General features: G+C 66.9%; 16 protein-coding genes. 8 read left to right on the top strand and 8 right to left on the bottom strand.

Going from position 1 to position 16,130, the window contains the following annotated elements:
* Positions 1–7: 7 nt before the first annotated feature.
* Both WCL10_RS06725 and WCL10_RS06720 read right to left on the bottom strand, forming a co-directional pair.
* Entirely contained in the window at positions 8–1,111 is a 1,104-nt protein-coding gene (locus tag WCL10_RS06725) for a branched-chain amino acid aminotransferase (RefSeq protein ID WP_336894875.1), read from the bottom strand.
* A 430-nt stretch (positions 1,112–1,541) separates the two neighbouring features.
* A complete protein-coding gene (locus tag WCL10_RS06720) occupies positions 1,542–2,132 on the bottom strand; it encodes a hypothetical protein (protein WP_336894874.1) in 591 nt (196 codons plus the stop codon).
* A 25-nt stretch (positions 2,133–2,157) separates the two neighbouring features.
* Between WCL10_RS06720 and WCL10_RS06715 the strand changes: the two genes are divergently transcribed.
* The 3 genes from WCL10_RS06715 to WCL10_RS06705 all read left to right on the top strand — a co-directional run bounded on the left by WCL10_RS06715 (position 2,158) and on the right by WCL10_RS06705 (position 3,922).
* Entirely contained in the window at positions 2,158–2,970 is an 813-nt protein-coding gene (locus WCL10_RS06715; protein WP_336894873.1) for a TlyA family RNA methyltransferase, read from the top strand.
* A 68-nt stretch (positions 2,971–3,038) separates the two neighbouring features.
* Positions 3,039–3,593, top strand: a complete 555-nt coding sequence (locus WCL10_RS06710; RefSeq protein WP_336894872.1) for a TspO/MBR family protein — start codon at positions 3,039–3,041, stop codon at positions 3,591–3,593.
* 80 nt (positions 3,594–3,673) lie between these two features.
* Positions 3,674–3,922, top strand: coding sequence for an accessory factor UbiK family protein (locus WCL10_RS06705; protein WP_336894871.1), 249 nt, complete (start codon positions 3,674–3,676; stop codon positions 3,920–3,922).
* Positions 3,923–4,120: 198 nt separating this feature from the next.
* Here the strand turns inward: WCL10_RS06705 and WCL10_RS06700 are convergent, their stop codons facing one another.
* Positions 4,121–5,329 carry an aminotransferase class I/II-fold pyridoxal phosphate-dependent enzyme gene (locus WCL10_RS06700; protein WP_336894870.1) on the bottom strand — a complete coding sequence of 403 codons (1,209 nt, stop codon included), beginning with the start codon at positions 5,327–5,329 and terminating at the stop codon, positions 4,121–4,123.
* An 86-nt stretch (positions 5,330–5,415) separates the two neighbouring features.
* Here WCL10_RS06700 and WCL10_RS06695 point away from each other — a divergent pair, with 86 nt between their 5' ends.
* Positions 5,416–6,723 (top strand): phospholipid carrier-dependent glycosyltransferase, encoded by a 1,308-nt coding sequence (locus WCL10_RS06695; RefSeq protein ID WP_336894869.1) that lies wholly within the window; start codon positions 5,416–5,418, stop codon positions 6,721–6,723.
* Between the two features lie 142 nt (positions 6,724–6,865).
* Here the strand turns inward: WCL10_RS06695 and WCL10_RS06690 are convergent, their stop codons facing one another.
* The 3 genes from WCL10_RS06690 to WCL10_RS06680 are packed head-to-tail and all read right to left on the bottom strand — an operon-like array spanning position 6,866 to position 9,686.
* Positions 6,866–7,987 (bottom strand): glycosyltransferase family 2 protein, encoded by a 1,122-nt coding sequence (locus WCL10_RS06690; RefSeq protein ID WP_336894868.1) that lies wholly within the window; start codon positions 7,985–7,987, stop codon positions 6,866–6,868.
* An 11-nt stretch (positions 7,988–7,998) separates the two neighbouring features.
* Positions 7,999–9,054: a 3-isopropylmalate dehydrogenase gene (gene leuB / locus WCL10_RS06685; protein ID WP_336894867.1), complete on the bottom strand. Its 1,056-nt coding sequence runs from the start codon at positions 9,052–9,054 to the stop codon at positions 7,999–8,001.
* A 20-nt stretch (positions 9,055–9,074) separates the two neighbouring features.
* The gene (locus WCL10_RS06680; RefSeq protein WP_336894866.1) at positions 9,075–9,686 is read right to left on the bottom strand and encodes a recombination protein O N-terminal domain-containing protein; all 612 of its coding nucleotides are present in this window, start codon (positions 9,684–9,686) and stop codon (positions 9,075–9,077) included.
* A gap of 113 nt (positions 9,687–9,799) precedes the next feature.
* On the opposite strand from WCL10_RS06680, the gene apaG reads away from it, so the two are divergent.
* The 3 genes from apaG to WCL10_RS06665 all read left to right on the top strand — a co-directional run bounded on the left by apaG (position 9,800) and on the right by WCL10_RS06665 (position 13,135).
* Positions 9,800–10,198: a Co2+/Mg2+ efflux protein ApaG gene (apaG, locus tag WCL10_RS06675; protein ID WP_336894865.1), complete on the top strand. Its 399-nt coding sequence runs from the start codon at positions 9,800–9,802 to the stop codon at positions 10,196–10,198.
* Positions 10,199–10,215: 17 nt separating this feature from the next.
* Entirely contained in the window at positions 10,216–11,028 is an 813-nt protein-coding gene (locus WCL10_RS06670) for a LysR family transcriptional regulator (protein ID WP_336894864.1), read from the top strand.
* A 187-nt stretch (positions 11,029–11,215) separates the two neighbouring features.
* Complete coding sequence (locus WCL10_RS06665; RefSeq protein WP_336894863.1) at positions 11,216–13,135, top strand: EAL domain-containing protein; 1,920 nt, start codon at positions 11,216–11,218, stop codon at positions 13,133–13,135.
* Between the two features lie 15 nt (positions 13,136–13,150).
* Here the strand turns inward: WCL10_RS06665 and WCL10_RS06660 are convergent, their stop codons facing one another.
* Complete coding sequence (locus tag WCL10_RS06660; protein ID WP_336894862.1) at positions 13,151–14,386, bottom strand: multidrug effflux MFS transporter; 1,236 nt, start codon at positions 14,384–14,386, stop codon at positions 13,151–13,153.
* 121 nt (positions 14,387–14,507) lie between these two features.
* Between WCL10_RS06660 and dinB the strand changes: the two genes are divergently transcribed.
* Positions 14,508–15,644, top strand: coding sequence for a DNA polymerase IV (gene dinB / locus WCL10_RS06655; RefSeq protein WP_336894861.1), 1,137 nt, complete (start codon positions 14,508–14,510; stop codon positions 15,642–15,644).
* Here the strand turns inward: dinB and WCL10_RS06650 are convergent.
* Positions 15,633–16,130, bottom strand: a complete 498-nt coding sequence (locus WCL10_RS06650) for an NUDIX domain-containing protein (protein ID WP_336895068.1) — start codon at positions 16,128–16,130, stop codon at positions 15,633–15,635. The genes dinB and WCL10_RS06650 overlap by 12 nt on opposite strands.

Here is a 16,130-nt window from a genome sequence, read left to right as displayed (position 1 = left end):
ATCGGCATCAGCCGATGCGGTGCACCCAGCCGTGGCTGTCTGGGGCCTCGCCGCGCTGGATCGCGACGAGCCGCTGCCGCAGCTTCTGCGTGACCTGACCGGGGCCGCCGCTGCCGATCACGAAGCTTTCGTTCTCGCTGGTGACCTTGCCGACGGGGGTGACGACCGCGGCGGTGCCGCAGGCGAAGGTTTCGGTGAGCGCGCCGGAAGTGGCATCATCGCGCCACTGCTCGAGCGAATAGCGCTCCTCGCGCACAGTGAGGCCTTCCTCGCGCGCGAGCTTGATCAGGCTCTCACGGGTGATGCCGGGGAGGATCGTGCCGCCCAAGGGGGGCGTGACGAGCGAGCCGTCGGCGAAGACGAAGAACAAGTTCATGCCGCCCAGTTCCTCGATCCACTGGCGCTCGACCGCATCGAGGAACAGCACCTGATCGTGCCCACGCGCGAACGCTTCGGCGGTGGGAACGAGGCTGGCGGCATAGTTGCCGCCGCACTTGGCAGCGCCCGTGCCCCCGGGAGCCGCGCGGCTGTAGTCGCTTACCCAGAGCGAGACGGCCGGGGCGCCCGACTTGAAGTAGTTGCCCGCAGGGCTCGCGATCACGAGGAAGCGGTACTGCTTCGAGGGGCGCACGCCGAGGAAGGCCTCGCTCGCGAACATGAAGGGGCGCAAGTACAGCGAGCCGCCGTCGACCGTGGGGAACCAGTCCTTGTCGGCCCTGACGAGTTCCTCGACCGCCTGGACGAAGAGGGCGTCCGGAATGGTCGGCATGGCGAGCCGCACAGCCGAGGCGTTGAAGCGCGCGGCGTTCGCTTCGGGGCGGAACAGCGCGATGCCGCCGTCTGCCAGCCGATAGGCCTTGAGGCCCTCGAAGATTTCCTGCGCGTAATGCAGCACGGCTGCGGCGGGATCGAGCGCAATGGCGCCGTAAGGGCGCACTTCGGCATCGTGCCAGCCTTTGGTCTCGTCCCACAGGATCGAGACCATGTGATCGGAAAAGGTCGTGCCGAAGCCCGGGTTCGCCAGAATGTCCGCGCGCGCATCCGCCGCCATCGGGGCGGGGTGGGGCAAGTGGGTGAAGGCAATCGGGGCAGCGGTTTCGGGCGTCGCCATCGGGGCGGTCCTTTGGAAATGTTAGCTCTGCGACGCGCCGTGAACGATTATTGCGCGAAAGGCAAGGGATTTGGAACAAATGTGAAGGGCCGCTTCCGGCGATCGGAAGCGGCCCTTCGCATGGTCAGCGGCCGGAAGTGCCGCCCACGGATGCCTTTATCGCTTGATCAAACTAGCGATAATGCTCCGCGATGCGCAATGCCGACCCCTCTGCTGAACCATGAGACATCGGATCACCTCCTTTCGCGCTGTTGAGCCAAAGTTGCCGCCTTGGTGAACGGCTCGACCGGAGGATTGCAGCCCTGTTCCGGCCTTGGGTGGAATGTGATTCATCACGGGGACAAGAACAAGTCTTGCATTGATTTTTTTTGCGGTCAGAATTGGGGCTTCGCGCTCGCGGTGTGGATAAGTTTCCCAGGCGGCGCAGCGCTCAGCGACAATCCTCGATCACCCGCCCGATTTCGGACCACGCCGGCAGCACCAACGGCGCGGCGCCGCCCATCTCCAGCATGAACCGCCCCCGGCTGAAGGCGATGGCATCAAGCAGCGGATCGGCGGTGGCGAGCGTGATCTCGAAGGGGATGGCCGCGTTCTGCACCGCTGCCGCGCCGCCGGCCGGGGCCGCGAAGAGCCGGCGCTGCGTGCTGCTGGTGGTGATTGCTGCGGGAACTTCCCCCGAACCGAAGCCCGGGCGCTGCAGGACCACTGCAGGCCGGGCACGGTCGCAGCGCAGCACGAGCAGCGGTGGGGCACCCGGCTGGCCGAAGCGCGCGGTGCTGCCTGTGTTGTCGGCGGTGTAGGTCCAGTTGCCGGGCGTTGCCGGCAGGTCGCGCCAGCTTGCCCCGCTGGCGCGTGGGGGAGGCGCTGGTGCGGGTCTTGGCGCGGGAGGCACGTACTGGGGCCGCGGCGCCTCTGCCGGAGCCGCCTGCGGCGCGCCCTGTGCGGGCGGCGGCGGCGCGGACGAGCAGCCGCCTATGCCGGAAACCACGACGAGCAGCAGAGCCATGCGGTTGATCTTCATGCCCCGGGTATGGAAGAGAGCGGCGGTGACCTCAAGCCACCCTGCACACGGCACCGGCAAATTGTCCGGCAAGGCGAAAGTCCGCATCGACCAGTTGCTGGTCGAGCGCGGCCTTGCGGAAAGCCGCGCCCGCGCGCAGGCGCTGATTCTGGCGGGGCATGTCTATTCGGCGGAGACCAAGCTGACCAAGGCCGGGCATACGCTCGCGCCCGATGCCCCGATCGAGGTGCGCGGACGCGATCATCCCTGGGTTTCGCGCGGAGGGATCAAGCTCGCGCACGCCATCGCGCATTTCGGGCTCGATCCGGCAGGGGTGACCGCGATGGATATCGGCAGTTCAACGGGCGGGTTTACCGATGTGCTGCTCACGCTCGGCGCGGAGCATGTCTTTGCGGTGGATTCGGGCACCAATCAGCTGGCGTGGAAGCTGCGGCAGGACTCGCGCGTGACAGTGCTCGAGCAGACCAGCGCGCGCATTCTGACACCTGTCCAGATCGATCGGCCAGCGACTTGGGTGGTGTGCGACGCGAGCTTTATCGCCTTGCGCAAGGTGCTGGAGGTGCCGCTGGCGCTGGCCGCGCGGCCGACGCGGCTGGTGGCGTTGATCAAGCCGCAGTTCGAGGTGGGACGCGGTGAGGTCGGCAAGGGCGGAGTGGTGCGCGATGCCGCGTTGCACGAACGTGTTTGCGGCGAAGTGCAGGGCTGGCTGGAAGGCGAAGGCTGGGAGGTGCAGGGGATCACGACCAGCCCGATCACCGGGCCCGAAGGCAACGTGGAATTTCTCATATCTGCCCGGTATGTTCCAGCGCGGCACGATACTCCCGGGGCGATTGCCTAGCCGCCCTTGCGCCGCCAATATCCGGCGCTAATCATCCGTCCCGGTTCATTGAGAGTCTTTTCGCACCCATGCGCTATCTTGCCTCTCCCGCTCAGCTCCGTGCCAGCCTGATGCGCTGGTCGCTGTTCACGGTCCCGACCGTGCTCGGGCTCGGCTTTCTAGCTGGACGTATCTCGGCAGCCGGGCCCTCCAATCCATGGTTCGCCGCGTTGCTGAAGCCGGCGCTCTATCCGCCCCCGGCGGCCTTCGGGATTGTCTGGTCGGTGCTCTATGTGCTGCTCGGCGTCGCACTGGCGATGGTCGCCTCGGCGCGCGGCGCTCCGGGGCGCGGGGTGGCGGTGGGGCTTTTCATCATCCAGTTCCTCATCAACCTGGCGTGGAGCCCGGTGTTCTTCGGCCTTCACCGCATGAGCGTGGCGCTGGGGCTGATCGCGGCGATGATCCTGCTGACGCTGCTGCTGATCCCGCTCTTCTGGCGCGTGCGCCCGTTGGCCGGAGCTTTGGTCCTCCCGTATCTGGCATGGATCTGCTTTGCCTCGGTGCTCAATTATCAGTTCCTGGCGCTCAATCCCGAGGCGGACGGGGCGGAAGGTTCGGGCGCGGCGGTGCAAATCGAGCTGTGACTTTGCCCCGGCGTGCGCCTTGCACTGGCGGGCGCGAAGGGCCATCTGCGGCGGTATAACCAGTTCAGGAAGCCCCAGCTATGCAGACCGAGAACCCGATGATCGCCGATTTCGTCAAGCTGCTCAACAGCGCCGCCGGCACACTCGCCGGCATGGGCCGCGAGGCGGGTGAGACGGCGCGCGAGAAGCTGCGCGAAACCTTCGGCGGCATGGACTTCGTCAGCCGCGAGGAATTCGAGGTGGTGAAGGACATGGCGATCGCCGCGCGCGAGGAAGCCGATGCGCTTAAGGCACGGATCGAGGCGCTGGAGGCTGCGGCCAAGGGGTGAGGCTGCGCGAGGACAGTGTTTCTCGCAGAGACGCAGAGGGAGGAAAGAAGGCCGCGAAGAGGTCGTGCAGGGCGGCGACGCCGTTTTCATGATTTCGGCAGTGTTGCAGTGTTCCGGCTGACGCCGGAGCTCCGATCAACGTCTCTGCGCTCTTTTTTCTCTTAGCGTCTCTGCGAGAAGCACCGTCCTTGAGCTGCCTTACAGCCCCGCCGCCCTCAGCGCCTGATCCAGATCCTCGATAACGTCGTCCGGATCTTCCAGCCCCACGTTGAGCCGCAGCATCCCCTCGGTCACGCCCATGTCGGCGCGGGTTTCGGGGCCGACGCCGTGGTGCGTGGTCGAGGCGGGGTGGCACATCAGCGAGCGCGAATCGCCGATGTTGTTCGAGATATCGACGAGCTGCAGCGCATCGAGCAGGGCATGGGCCTGTGCGCGGCCGCCGGGCACCTCGAGGCTGAAGATCGAACCGCCCGCCTGCATCTGCTTCACCGCCAGCGCATGTTGCGGATGGCTGGGGAGGAAGGGGTACCGCAAGCTCGGCACACGCGGCTCGAGAAACTGCGCAACCTTGAGGGCATTTTCGCTCTGGCGGCGGATTCTGAGGTCCAGTGTTTCGAGGCCCTTGAGCACGACCCAGGCGTTGAACGGCGCGCAGTTGGGTCCGGTGTTGCGCTGGAAGGGCAGCAGCTTGTCGTTGATGAAGGCCGCCGAGCCGCAGACCGCGCCGGCAAGCACGCGGCCCTGCCCGTCCATCATCTTCGTGGCGGAATAAGCGACGACATCCGCGCCGAAATCGAGCGGGCGCTGGAGCGCACTGGTGGCGAACGCGTTGTCGACCACCGTGGTGATGCCGTGCGCGCGGGCGAGGCCGCAGACGTACTCGAGATCGACGAGGTCCATCGTCGGGTTCGCCGGGCTTTCGAAGAAGAACACCTTGGTATTCGGGCGGATCGCAGCTTCCCACGCGGCATTGTCGGCCGCATCGATCGTGGTGCCGGAGATGCCGAAGCGCGGCAGGAGATTGTCGATCAGCCAGCGGCACGAGCCGAATGCCGCCTTGGCGGCGACAACATGGTCTCCGGCGGAAAGCTGGCACAGGAGCGCAGTGGTCATGGCCGCCATGCCGCTTGCCTGCGCGCGGCAGGCCTCCGCGCCTTCGAGGAGGGCGATGCGCTCCTCCAGCATCGCCACCGTGGGGTTCTGCAGGCGCGAATAGGTCATGCCGTCTTCCTCGCCGGCAAAGCGCGCGGCGACGGTGGCGGCGTCGTCGTAGGAATAGCCCGAGGTGAGGAACAGGGCTTCGGATGTTTCGCCCATTTCCGAACGCCAGGTGCCGCCGCGCACGGCCTGGGTTGCAGGGCGCCACGTGGCGGTGATCGAGCGGTCCTGGCCGGCAGAGCGTTTCATGGGAGAGGGCCTTAGATTTGCCGGTCGCGCGGTGCAAGCCGCGCCATTGCCCTTTGGCGCGCAAGTGGCGTATGCGCGCCCGGTCCATGACCGTGCTGTCCCGCATCATTGCCCCTTTCACCGGGCCCCGTGACCGTTCAGGTGATCCCCGTGCCTGGGTGATCGCGATCACGCTCGGCTTTCTCGTGCTGGTGCTGCACCGGCTGGGCACGCCTACGAGGACGATGTTCGACGAGGTCCATTATCTGCCCGCCGCGCGTCGGCTGATCGCGCTGACCAGCCGGCTCAATCCCGAGCATCCGTTGCTGGGCAAGGAATTCATCGCGCTGGGCATGATGCTGGTGGGTGACGGGCCGTTTGGCTGGCGCCTGCCCAATGCGCTGCTCGGCACGCTGGGGCTCTTTGCCGCGATGCGGGCGATGTGGTGGGCCAGTCTCTCGCGCCCCGCAACGCTGATGTTCGGGCTCCTGTTTGCGACCAATTTCATCTGGTTCGTGCTGAGCCGCATCGCCATCCTCGATATGTCCATGGCGAGCATGATGGCCCTGGCGTTCTGGCAAGGCGCGCTGGCGTGGCGCAAGGGGAGCCGCGTCCATCTGGCGCTCTGCGGGGTGTTTCTGGGGCTCTCGCTAGGCGGCAAGTGGAACGGGGCGCCGATCCTGGCCCTGCCGGGGCTGCTGTTCGCGTGGGACCGCTGGTGGGCACTTTCCGGGCGGCGGCGCGCGTTCCTGATCGCGCGCGATGCGGGCCCAATTCCGGGAGTTTCGCTGATCGAGGCGGCGCTGTGGCTCGGCGCGGTGCCGCTGCTGGCCTATTTCGCGACGTTTGCGCCGGCCTTCTTCTACAAGGTCCAGCCGCTGACCTTGCAGGGGCTGATCCCGTGGCAGGGCTACATGCTGCAACTGCAGGACAGCGTGGTGAAGCCGCACCTCTATATGAGCCGGTGGTGGCAATGGGTGCTCAACATCCGCCCGATCTGGTTCTTCTATTCGAACTGGGACGGCGCGCAGCGCGGGGTGCTGATGATCGGCAATCCCTTCACGATGCTGGCCGGGCTGCCGGCGCTGCTGCTGTGCCTGTGGGCCGGGGTCCGGCGCGGGGACCGCCTGCGCGGGGCGGTTGTCGGCCTTTATGTGGCGAGCCTGATATTCTGGGCGATCAACGGCAAGCCGGTGCAGTTCTACTACCACTATGCGCTGGCGAGCGTGTTCCTGATGGCGGCGTTGGCGTTGGCGCTGGCGAAGTGGTGGGAGCAGGGGCGGCGCTGGCCGGGCGTGCTGACCGTGGTGCTGTCGGCGATGCTGTTTGTGGGGTTCTACCCCATCCTTTCGGCGGCGGCGCTGCCGGGGAAGAATTCGTATCGGGATTATACCTGGCTCGATAGCTGGCGGTAGGGGGAAGAGCCCCTCCGGCAGCCTAGCGGGCTGCCACCTCTCCATTTGTGCTTCGCAAAAATGGAGAGGACTTTGTTTTCCCTCTCCATTTTCACGAAGTGCAAATGGGGAGGTGGCCTGCCGAAGGCAGGTCGGAGGGGCCTTAGTACTTGCCCCAGACGAACTTGCTCGAAAGCGCGAAGTTCCACACGGAGCCGACGACGATGCCGACGATGGCGGCCGGATAGGGGTGGAAGCCCATGCGCATCAGCGCGGCGCCCGCGCCGACATTTGCGAGGAGGCCGACCGAGCAGGTCATGGCGAACTTGGCCCAGCCGCGCAGCAGCGGCACCATGCCGCGCAGGCGTTTGTCGGCATAGGTCAGCTCGTTGTTGAGCATGAAGTTGAACGTCATCGCCACGACCGCCGCGGAGGTCTGCGCGATGATGAATTCGATCTGGTCCGACCAGTTGTGGTAGAGCACCTTTTGCCCGAACGCGCCGAGCACCGAAGCCAGCACCGCCATGTGGACGATCACGCCAAGCGCACCGATCGTGCCGAACAGGGCAAAACGCGTCGGAATGATGCGGCCCAGCCACTTGTCGTAGAGCCCGATCAGGAATTCGAACACCACCGTGCGGTCGAGCTTCGATTCGCCTTCGGCGCGGGCGGCGAAGTGCATGGGGAACTCCTTGACGCGCAGCGGTGCATCGACCGTGGCGAGAATGTCGAGCAGGATCTTGAAGCCGACGCCTGAGAGGCGGTGCGCATCCGCGCGCAGCGTTTCGGCGCGGAGCATGAAGAAGCCGCTCATCGGATCGGAAAGCTGCACGCCCGTCACGCGGCGGGCGATGCGGTTGGCAAGGCCGGAGGCCTTGACGCGGTCGGGCCGGCCCCAAGCCTCGGTGCTTGCGCCCTCGGCAAAGCGCGAGGCATAGGCGACATCATAGTCGCCGCTTTCAACTGCCGCATACATGCCCGGAAGCAGCGCGGGATCATGCTGGTGGTCCGCGTCCATCACCGCGACGACGGGCGCGGCGGTGGCGCACATGCCCTCGATCGCGGCGGAGGCGAGGCCGCGCCGGCCGATCCGCTCGATCACTCGCACGCGCGGGTCAGTGCGGCCGATGCGGCGCGCCTCTTCGGCAGTGCCATCGGGGCTGTTGTCGTCGACGAAGATCGCTTCCCACGAAAGGCCCGCCAGCGCGGCCGAGAGTCGTTCGACCATCGGTGCGATGTTCTTCGCCTCGTTGAAGGTGGGGAGAATGACAGCGAGTTGCAGCATGAACGGCGCGCTTACAGCCTTGCGAGCACCGCGTCACCAATTTCTGTGGTGCCCGCGCTCCCGCCCAGATCGCGGCCGAGCACGCCGTCTGCCAGAGTGCGTGCCACCGCCGCCTCGATGCGGTCCGCCGCAGCGGCAAGGCCCAGCGAATGGCGCAGCAGCATGGCAAGCGAAAGGATCGTGGCGATGGGATTGGCAAGGCCCTTGCCGGCGATATCGGGTGCGGAACCGTGGATCGGCTCGTAAAGGCCGAAAGTACCGTATGCAGTCTGGCGCGCGCCGAGCGAAGCGGAGGCGAGCAGGCCGATCGAGCCGACGCACATGCTTGCCTGATCGGAAAGAATGTCGCCGAACAGGTTGCCGGTGACGACAACGTCGAACTGGCCTGGGCTCTTCACCAGCTGCATCGCGGCGTTGTCGACATACATGTGTTCGAGCGCGACATCGGGGTATTCGGCGGCGACTTCGATCACGACGTCGCGCCAGAGCTGCGAGGTTTCAAGCACATTGGCCTTGTCCACCGAGCACAGCCGCCCGCGCCGGCCTTGCGCCGCGCGGAAGGCGACATGGGCGATACGGCGCACTTCGCTTTCGCTGTAGGACATCATGTCCCACCCTTCGCGTTCGCCGGAAGCGGTGGTGCGGAAGCCCTTCTCGCCGAAATAGACGTCGCCGTTGAGTTCGCGCACGATGAGCAGGTCGATTGCGCCGGCGATTTCGGGGCGCAGCGCGGAGTGGCCTTCGAGACCAGAGAAGACTTTGGCCGGACGCAGGTTGGCAAACAGGGTGAGCGCCTTGCGCAGGCCGAGGATGGCCTGTTCGGGGCGGAGGTGCCGTTCCAGCGAATCGCAGGTGGGATCGCCGACCGCGCCGAAGAGGACGCCGTCCGATGCTTCAGCGAGGGCCAATGTTTCAGGCGGGAGCGGATGGCCGGTGGCGTGATAGGCCGCGCCGCCGACGAGCGCTTCTTCACGTTCGATGCCAAGTTCGAGGGCATCCAGCACGCGCAGGGCCTCGCGCGTGACTTCCGTGCCGATGCCATCGCCCGGCAGAACTGCAATCTTCATCAAATCCACCCTTCGGTATCTCAGGCCTCGCCGCCGATCCGTTTCAACCGGTCGAGCAGGATCGCGCGCGCCGCCATACCATCGCGGCGCGGATCGGCAAGCAGGTGCTTGGCGAGTGCCAGGCCCTGCCGGTCGAGCCGGGCGAGCAGCCGCTCCCATGGTTCCTCGCCCGGTGGGAAAGGGGCGTGGCCATAGCCGATCTCGCGCAGGAGCAGGGCCTCGAACGCCGCCAGCGCCTGCGCCCAGCCGCGCGCCGAAGGGGCATGGCAGATGGCATCGAGCACGGCTTCGAGCGCGCTGTGCAGGGCGGGGAAGGGCTGGCCTTCGGGCAGGGCCTGCGCCGTCAGCGTCGTGACCCAGCCGATGGCGGCGCTCGCCAGCGGTTCGGACAGCCAAGGACCCCGGCTGGTGACGAGTTCGAGCCGGGCCGAGGGCAGCTGGCTCTGCGTGCGGGCGTGCAGTTCCACCTCGACGAGATTGCCAGGGATCAGCACCGGGCGCAGCACCCGCCCCCGAGCGCCTGCGACATAGGCGGCCAGCAGGCCATGGTCTGCGGTGAGTAACCGAACCACCGCGCCGTGTTCGCCGTGGGCGCGCGAGGCGCAGAGGATGGCGGGGGCGCTTATGAGCATGGGGGGACCGGCATGGCCCGGCCTGTCTGGAGTGAAACGTCCGGGGCAGCAAGCAGCCTTCCGACGCGAATCCCCCGTTGGAACCGGGAACGATCTGGGGTACCTTCCAAATCATGAAACAGCTCTTCCAGCATGCCGCCATAACGGCCGGGGTGACGGTGCGTGTCGCTGTCAACTTTTTGCCGGAGCAGTCGCGCATCGATGCCGGCAAATGGTTCTGGGTCTATCACATCCGGATCGAGAACGGCGGCGACCAGCCGATCAGGCTGCTGACGCGGCACTGGCGCATCACCGACGGGCGCGGGATGATCAACTTCGTCGACGGCGAGGGCGTGGTCGGTGAGCAGCCATTGCTCCAGCCCGGCCAGGCGCATGACTACGTCTCGGGCTGTCCACTCGGCACGCCGCAGGGCAGCATGGAAGGCCACTACGCAATGCAGCGCGCCGATGGTTCGATCGTCGATGTGGCGATACCGTACTTCCCGCTCGCCGCTCCGGCCACGGCCAACTGAGGCTTGGCGATCCAGGCATGAAGCGCACTCACCTGCCGCTTAACGGTCTGCGCGTGCTCGACGCTGCAGCCCGGCACCTTTCCTTCACCCGCGCGGCAGACGAGCTGGCGGTTACCCCGGCGGCAGTGGGCCAGCAGATCCGCGCGCTGGAAGACCTGCTTGGTGTCGTGCTGTTCCGCCGCACTACCAAGGGTCTTGTCCTGACCGACGAGGCCAGCGCCGGGCTCGATGCGATCCGCGAGGGCTTCCTGCGTTTCGAGGAAGGTGTGCAGGCGATGCAGGCTGGCCAGTCGAGCCATGTCTACACAGTGGCCTGCCCACGCGATTTCTTTGCGGCGTGGCTTTCCCCGCGCCTTGCTGCTTTCCGCCACGCCAATCCGGGCCTGCGTTTCGCGCTCGTCGGAAGCGACGGTGATCTCGATTTTACCGAGGCCAATCTCAACCTTGCGGTGCGCTGGGCGGAGGGGCCAGGCGATCTTGAAGGTCTCGCGCTGGGTGAACCGCTGATGCAGGTGGTGACCATGCCAGGGGGCGGCGCAGATGCGCCATGGATCGCTTGGCCTGGTGACCCGGCGCCCGAGGGGGAAGCGCGCGAGACCCAGTTTTCGGTAGGCGATGGCGGCACCGCAATCAGCGCCGCCGCGGCAGGTCTGGGAAAAGCGCGCGTGCCGGTGATGCTGGCCGAAGGGGCGATCGCGGCAGGCCGGGTGACCGCGCTGGCGCCGCCGGAACGGTGCCGTCGCGCCTATTGGCTTGTCGCACCACTGCCACAGTGGCGGCAAAAAAAGGTAAGGGCGCTGGTCGCCGCGCTTACCGGTGAAGCCGGCTGAAGGCTTACAAAACCGTTTCCATTCATCCGTTTCGGCAATTTTATTGTTCATTTTCGAGCATGTTTGCTCCGCCGGCTTGAGAAGCCGTTAACTGTCACCAGCGTAAACCGCCGCGATGGCAAGAGGTGGTTCCCCCCCCGGTTTGCGCGCAAGCGCACGGCGCTGGCTGCGCAGGAGCGCGCTCAGCATGCGCTGCTTTGGCCGCCATTGGCAGCAACGGCGCGGCGATGCCTTTACCGAAGCCTATGCGCAGAGCGTCTCGCACCGGGCACCACTCCTCTACCTTGTGGTGATCTTCAACGCGCTGCTGGTGGACTGGTGCTTCCTGCATGCCGCACCCTTGGCCTTGCTGCTTGTCGCGCCGGTAATCGTCCTGATGGCAGCCAGCCGCGCGCGTTACTGGCTCCCGTCGCGCGTGGCGCGCCGCCCGGTCGAGCAGCTGCGCATCGATATCCAGGCGATGCAGCGGCTCGGCGGCTGGGCTGCGCTGGTCTTCGTGGCCTGGTCGCTCGGGCTTTACCCCTATGGCGATCCCGGGCAGCGTGAACTGCTGCATTTCGTGATCGCGGTGACAATGTTCGCGGCGATTCTCGGCATGGCCCATGCGCCGCAAACCGCGCTGCGGCTGGGGCTTGCCTTCACGCTGCCCTGGAGCCTGTTCGTGCTGGCGACCGGCCATCCCGATGCGGTGGCGATGGCGCTGGCGCAAGTCTTCGTAACCGCGGTCCTGCTCACGATGACTCATATCCAGCACCGCGATTTCGTCCGGCTTGAACTCTCTCGCCAGCTGCTCGCGCGGCGCGAACGCCAGACCGCCGAACTGGCAAGCGCGCATTACCGGCAGGCAACGGTCGATCACCTCACCGGTGGCCGCAACCGGCGGGCCATTCTCGCCTGCCTCGAAGAGCACCTTACGGGCCCCGACGATGCCATGCGGCCCTGGCTTGCCTTGTTCGATCTCGACGGCTTCAAGCATGTGAACGATACCTATGGCCATGCCGCAGGCGACCACGTGCTGAGCACGGTCAACCTCAGGATCGGCTCGGTTCCCGGGGTTTCGGCACATGGCCGGCTGGGCGGGGACGAGTTTGCCATCCTGTTCGACGGCAGTTTCGATACCGAGACTGTCATGGTTGCGGCTCGCGCGCTTTCGGCTGCAATCCGCGAACCGATTGCCTTCAACGGCGCAACGCTCAGGCTCTGCGGTTCGATCGGGCTGCACCGGGTCAAGGGGACCACCGCCTCGACCTGTCTGGAACGTGCCGACGCCGCGCTCTACAAGGCCAAGGAACTTGGTGACGGCGCAATCGTGCTCTTTGGCGAGGAAGACGAAGTCGCGCTCCAGCGCCGGATCACGGTCATGCGCCAGTTCAACGACTGCGCGCTCGGCGAACGGCTGCGCCTGCTTTACCAGCCGATTTACGATTGCCGTACCAGCCGCGTGGTCGGCATGGAGGCGCTGGCTCGCTGGTCGCCTGACGGGGTGGAGTGGCAGGCGCCGGGCGAATTTCTCGCCATCGCCGACGCGACAGGGCGCACCGGCGAGCTGACCCGGCTCGTGCTCGCCCGCACGCTCGCCGAATGCCGCCCGTGGGAGACAGGGCTCGAGGTCTCGATCAACCTCGCCGCGCGCGACGTGGTGCGCGAGGGATTTGCGGAGACAATCGCGCAGATCGTGATCGAGGCGGGGGCAAGCCCCGCGTCGGTCATGCTCGAGGTGACAGAGCGCGCGCTCCAGCTCGATCCCAGGCGCGCTGCGGCGCAGCTCATCGCCTTCCGCGAGAAGGGCTTCCGCATCGCGCTCGACGATTTCGGTGCGGGCTGGTCGAGCCTTTCACAGCTGCGCGACCTGCCGCTCGACCGGATCAAGCTTGACCGCGAACTGGCTGCCGCGCTTTCGACCGATCCGGGCGCGCGGGCGGTTACCGGCATGATCGTGGCATTGGCCTGGCAGCTGGGCATCGGCTGCTCGATCGAGGGCGTGGAGACCGAGGCGCAGGCCGCGGCGGCCCGGGCGCTCGGCATTCACCTCATGCAGGGCTATCACTTTGGCCGCCCCGAACTCGCGGCTGAGGCGCTGCGGGTCTATGCGCAGGCGGTTGCCTGAGGGCGAACGCCTGCTTCAGCAGTGCACGTCCGGGCTCGTGACTTCGCGCGGCGTGCCCGGTGGGTTGATGCGGCGGAACAGGCGGCCCTGCTCGCTCCACAGCACCAGCACCAGCGCGGTGAGACCGCAGCCGAGGAACGCCAGCGCCAGCGGGCGCGCGGTGTTGTCGTAGGCGAGGCCGATGACCATACCGAGCCCGGAGCCGATCACCATGCGCAGGAACGCCTGCACCGAGCTTGCCGCCCCCGCCATGTGAGCGAAGGGCTGGAGCGCGATCGAGCCGAAGTTGGCGCCGATGAAACCGACCATGCAGATGTTGATCGCGATCACTGGCATGAACTCGATCAGCGATTCCTGCGGCCGGCTGGCGAGCCAGACCTGCAGGACGCTCAGGCAAATCGAGACGAGCACGGCGGTATGCGAGACACGCCGCGCGCCAAAGCGTTCGACGATGCGTGAATTGAAGAAGCTGGCGAAGGCCATGGCGAGCGCGGTCGCACCGAAGATCAGCGGGAACAGTGCGCCCGCCCCGAAATGTTCGCCCACCAGTTGCTGCGCGCAGTTCACATAGCCGAACAGCGCACCGAGAATCAGGCCCGCGCCGATCACGTAGCCGAAAGAGGCGCGGTTCGAGGCGGCAGTAATCATGTTGGTTGCAATCGCCGCTGGGCGGATCTCCTGGCGATTGGCCGGATCGAGTGTTTCCTCGAGCCGCAGCGCGACCCACAGGCCCACGACAAGGCCCATGATGGCAAGCAGCGCGAAGATCCAGCGCCAGCCGGCGAACAGGAGCACGCCAAGCCCGATGCTGGGCGCGACCATCGGGACCAGCATGAAGATCACCGTGATCGTCGACATCTGCCGTGCCATGGCATCGCCGCCATGCCGGTCGCGGATGATCGCGCTGGGCAGCACGGTGAGCCCTGCGCTGCCGATGGCCTGCAAGGCGCGCAGCACGAGCAAGGTGTTGAAATCGGTGACCAGCGCGCAGCCGAGCGAGAGCAGGATATAGAGCGCAAGGCTCCCCAGCAGAACCGGGCGGCGGCCATAGCGATCAGCCAGCGAGCCCGGGACCAGCGCGCCAAGGCCGCTGGAGATGAGGAACACGCCCACGATCAGCTGGCGCTGGTTTGGATCGGTGACGCCAAGCTCGGTCGCGATCTGGCCCAGCGCGGGGAGCATGGCATCGATCGCCAGCGCCTGCAGCGCCATCGACATCGCCATGAGCACCACGAATTCGCGCGGACCCATGGTGGATCGGGCAGCGGTGCGGGGGGATGTGGGGGCAGACGTCATCCCGCCGCCTATATGCCGGTGCGGCGATCGTTCCCAGCGCTTTATGCTGCACTGCGAAAAGGGGTAGTATGGGGCAATGTCCGCCGCGCCGCCCCCCGATCCTGACGATGAGGAAACCGCCAGCGGTCTGCGCAAGGTGATTCATATCGATATGGACGCGTTCTTTGCGAGCGTGGAGCAGCGCGACAATCCGGCGCTTAGAGGGAAGCCCGTGGCAGTCGGCGGCTCCTCGGCGCGGGGCGTGGTGGCGGCGGCGAGCTATGAGGCGCGGGTGTTCGGAGTGCGCTCGGCGATGCCTTCGGTGCGTGCGGCGCGGCTTTGCCCGGAGCTCGTGTTCTGCCCGCCGCGCTTCGAGGTGTACAAGGCGGTCTCGCGCCAGATCCGCAGCGTGTTCCTGCACTTCACCCCGCACGTCGAGCCGCTCTCGTTGGACGAGGCCTATCTCGACGTGACCGATGATCTGCGCGGGATCGGTTCGGCGACGCGCATTGCCGAACTGATCCGCCAGCGCATCCGCGCCGAGACGGGGCTGACCGCAAGCGCCGGGGTTTCGTACAACAAGTTCCTTGCCAAGCTGGCGAGCGACCAGAACAAGCCTGACGGGCTCTGCGTCATCCGCCCGGGCGAGGGCGCGGCCTTTGTTGCGGGGCTGCCTGTGGCCCGGTTTCACGGAGTGGGGCCGCGCGGGGCGGAGAAGATGAAAGCGCTGGGGATCGTGACCGGCGCAGATCTCCTGCAGCGCGACCTTGCCTTTCTGCGCCAGCATTTCGGTGCCCAGGCCGACTACCTTTACCGCGCTGCAAGGGCCATTGATCTACGCCGCGTGCGCGCCGACCGGCCGCGCAAGTCGGTGGGCGGGGAGCGGACCTTCGAGCGCGACATCGGCAGCGGCCCCGCGCTGCGTGAGGCGCTGGAGCGGATCATCCTGATCGTGTGGGAGCGGATCGAGCGCAGCGGCGCGCGGGGGCGGACGGTGACGCTCAAGCTCAAGGACAGCGAGTTTCGCACGATCACCCGTGCGCGCTCGCTGCCGGGGCCGGTAGCGGATGTTGCCACTTTTGCAGAGGCGGCGCGCGCGCTGCTGGACGGGGTGCTGCCCCTGCCGCAGCCGGTGCGGCTCATGGGCCTTACGCTTTCGGCGCTTGAAGGCGAGGGGAGCGTGCCGGTGCCAGCTGGTGCCGACGCGGCGGGGCAGGGCAGCCTACCGTTCTGACGGGACCGGCTCGCCGCGCTGCTTCCGCCAGATCGTGAGCGCCACCTCGACGACGGCGCCAGTGGTCAGCGGCAAGGCGTCCGGCGCGAAGAAGCCGGTTTCGGCGATCTCGCGACCGTCGGCGCGGGGGACGCAGCCGGTATGCCCGGTGACAATCTCGACCCGATTGCGCCAGCCGCCCGGCATCACGCGCAGGTCCGTGCCTATCCACACGCCGTTTTCGAGGACGCAGCCGGTCTCCTCGGCGAGTTCGCGCGCGCCGGTGGCGACGGGGTTCTCACCCCGCGCGAGGCCGCCGCCAGGGAGTAGCCAGCGATCGGGCTCGTGATAGCTGTGGCGCACGAGCAGCAGCCGCCCCGCGCTATCGAAGGCAAGCACATTGCAGCCGCGCACTTCGCGCCGCAGCAGGCCCCAGTAGCGCAGCCGGACCGGCTGGGCGAGGCGCAGCAGTGCACGGTGGAGCGGAGGTGGCAGGCGCGAGAGCAC

It is taken from the genome of Novosphingobium sp. (assembly GCF_037133355.1).
Classification (GTDB): Bacteria; Pseudomonadota; Alphaproteobacteria; order Sphingomonadales; family Sphingomonadaceae; genus Novosphingobium.
The sequence above is the reverse complement of the archived record's forward strand: the minus strand, read 5'-3'. Positions and strand labels throughout refer to the sequence as shown.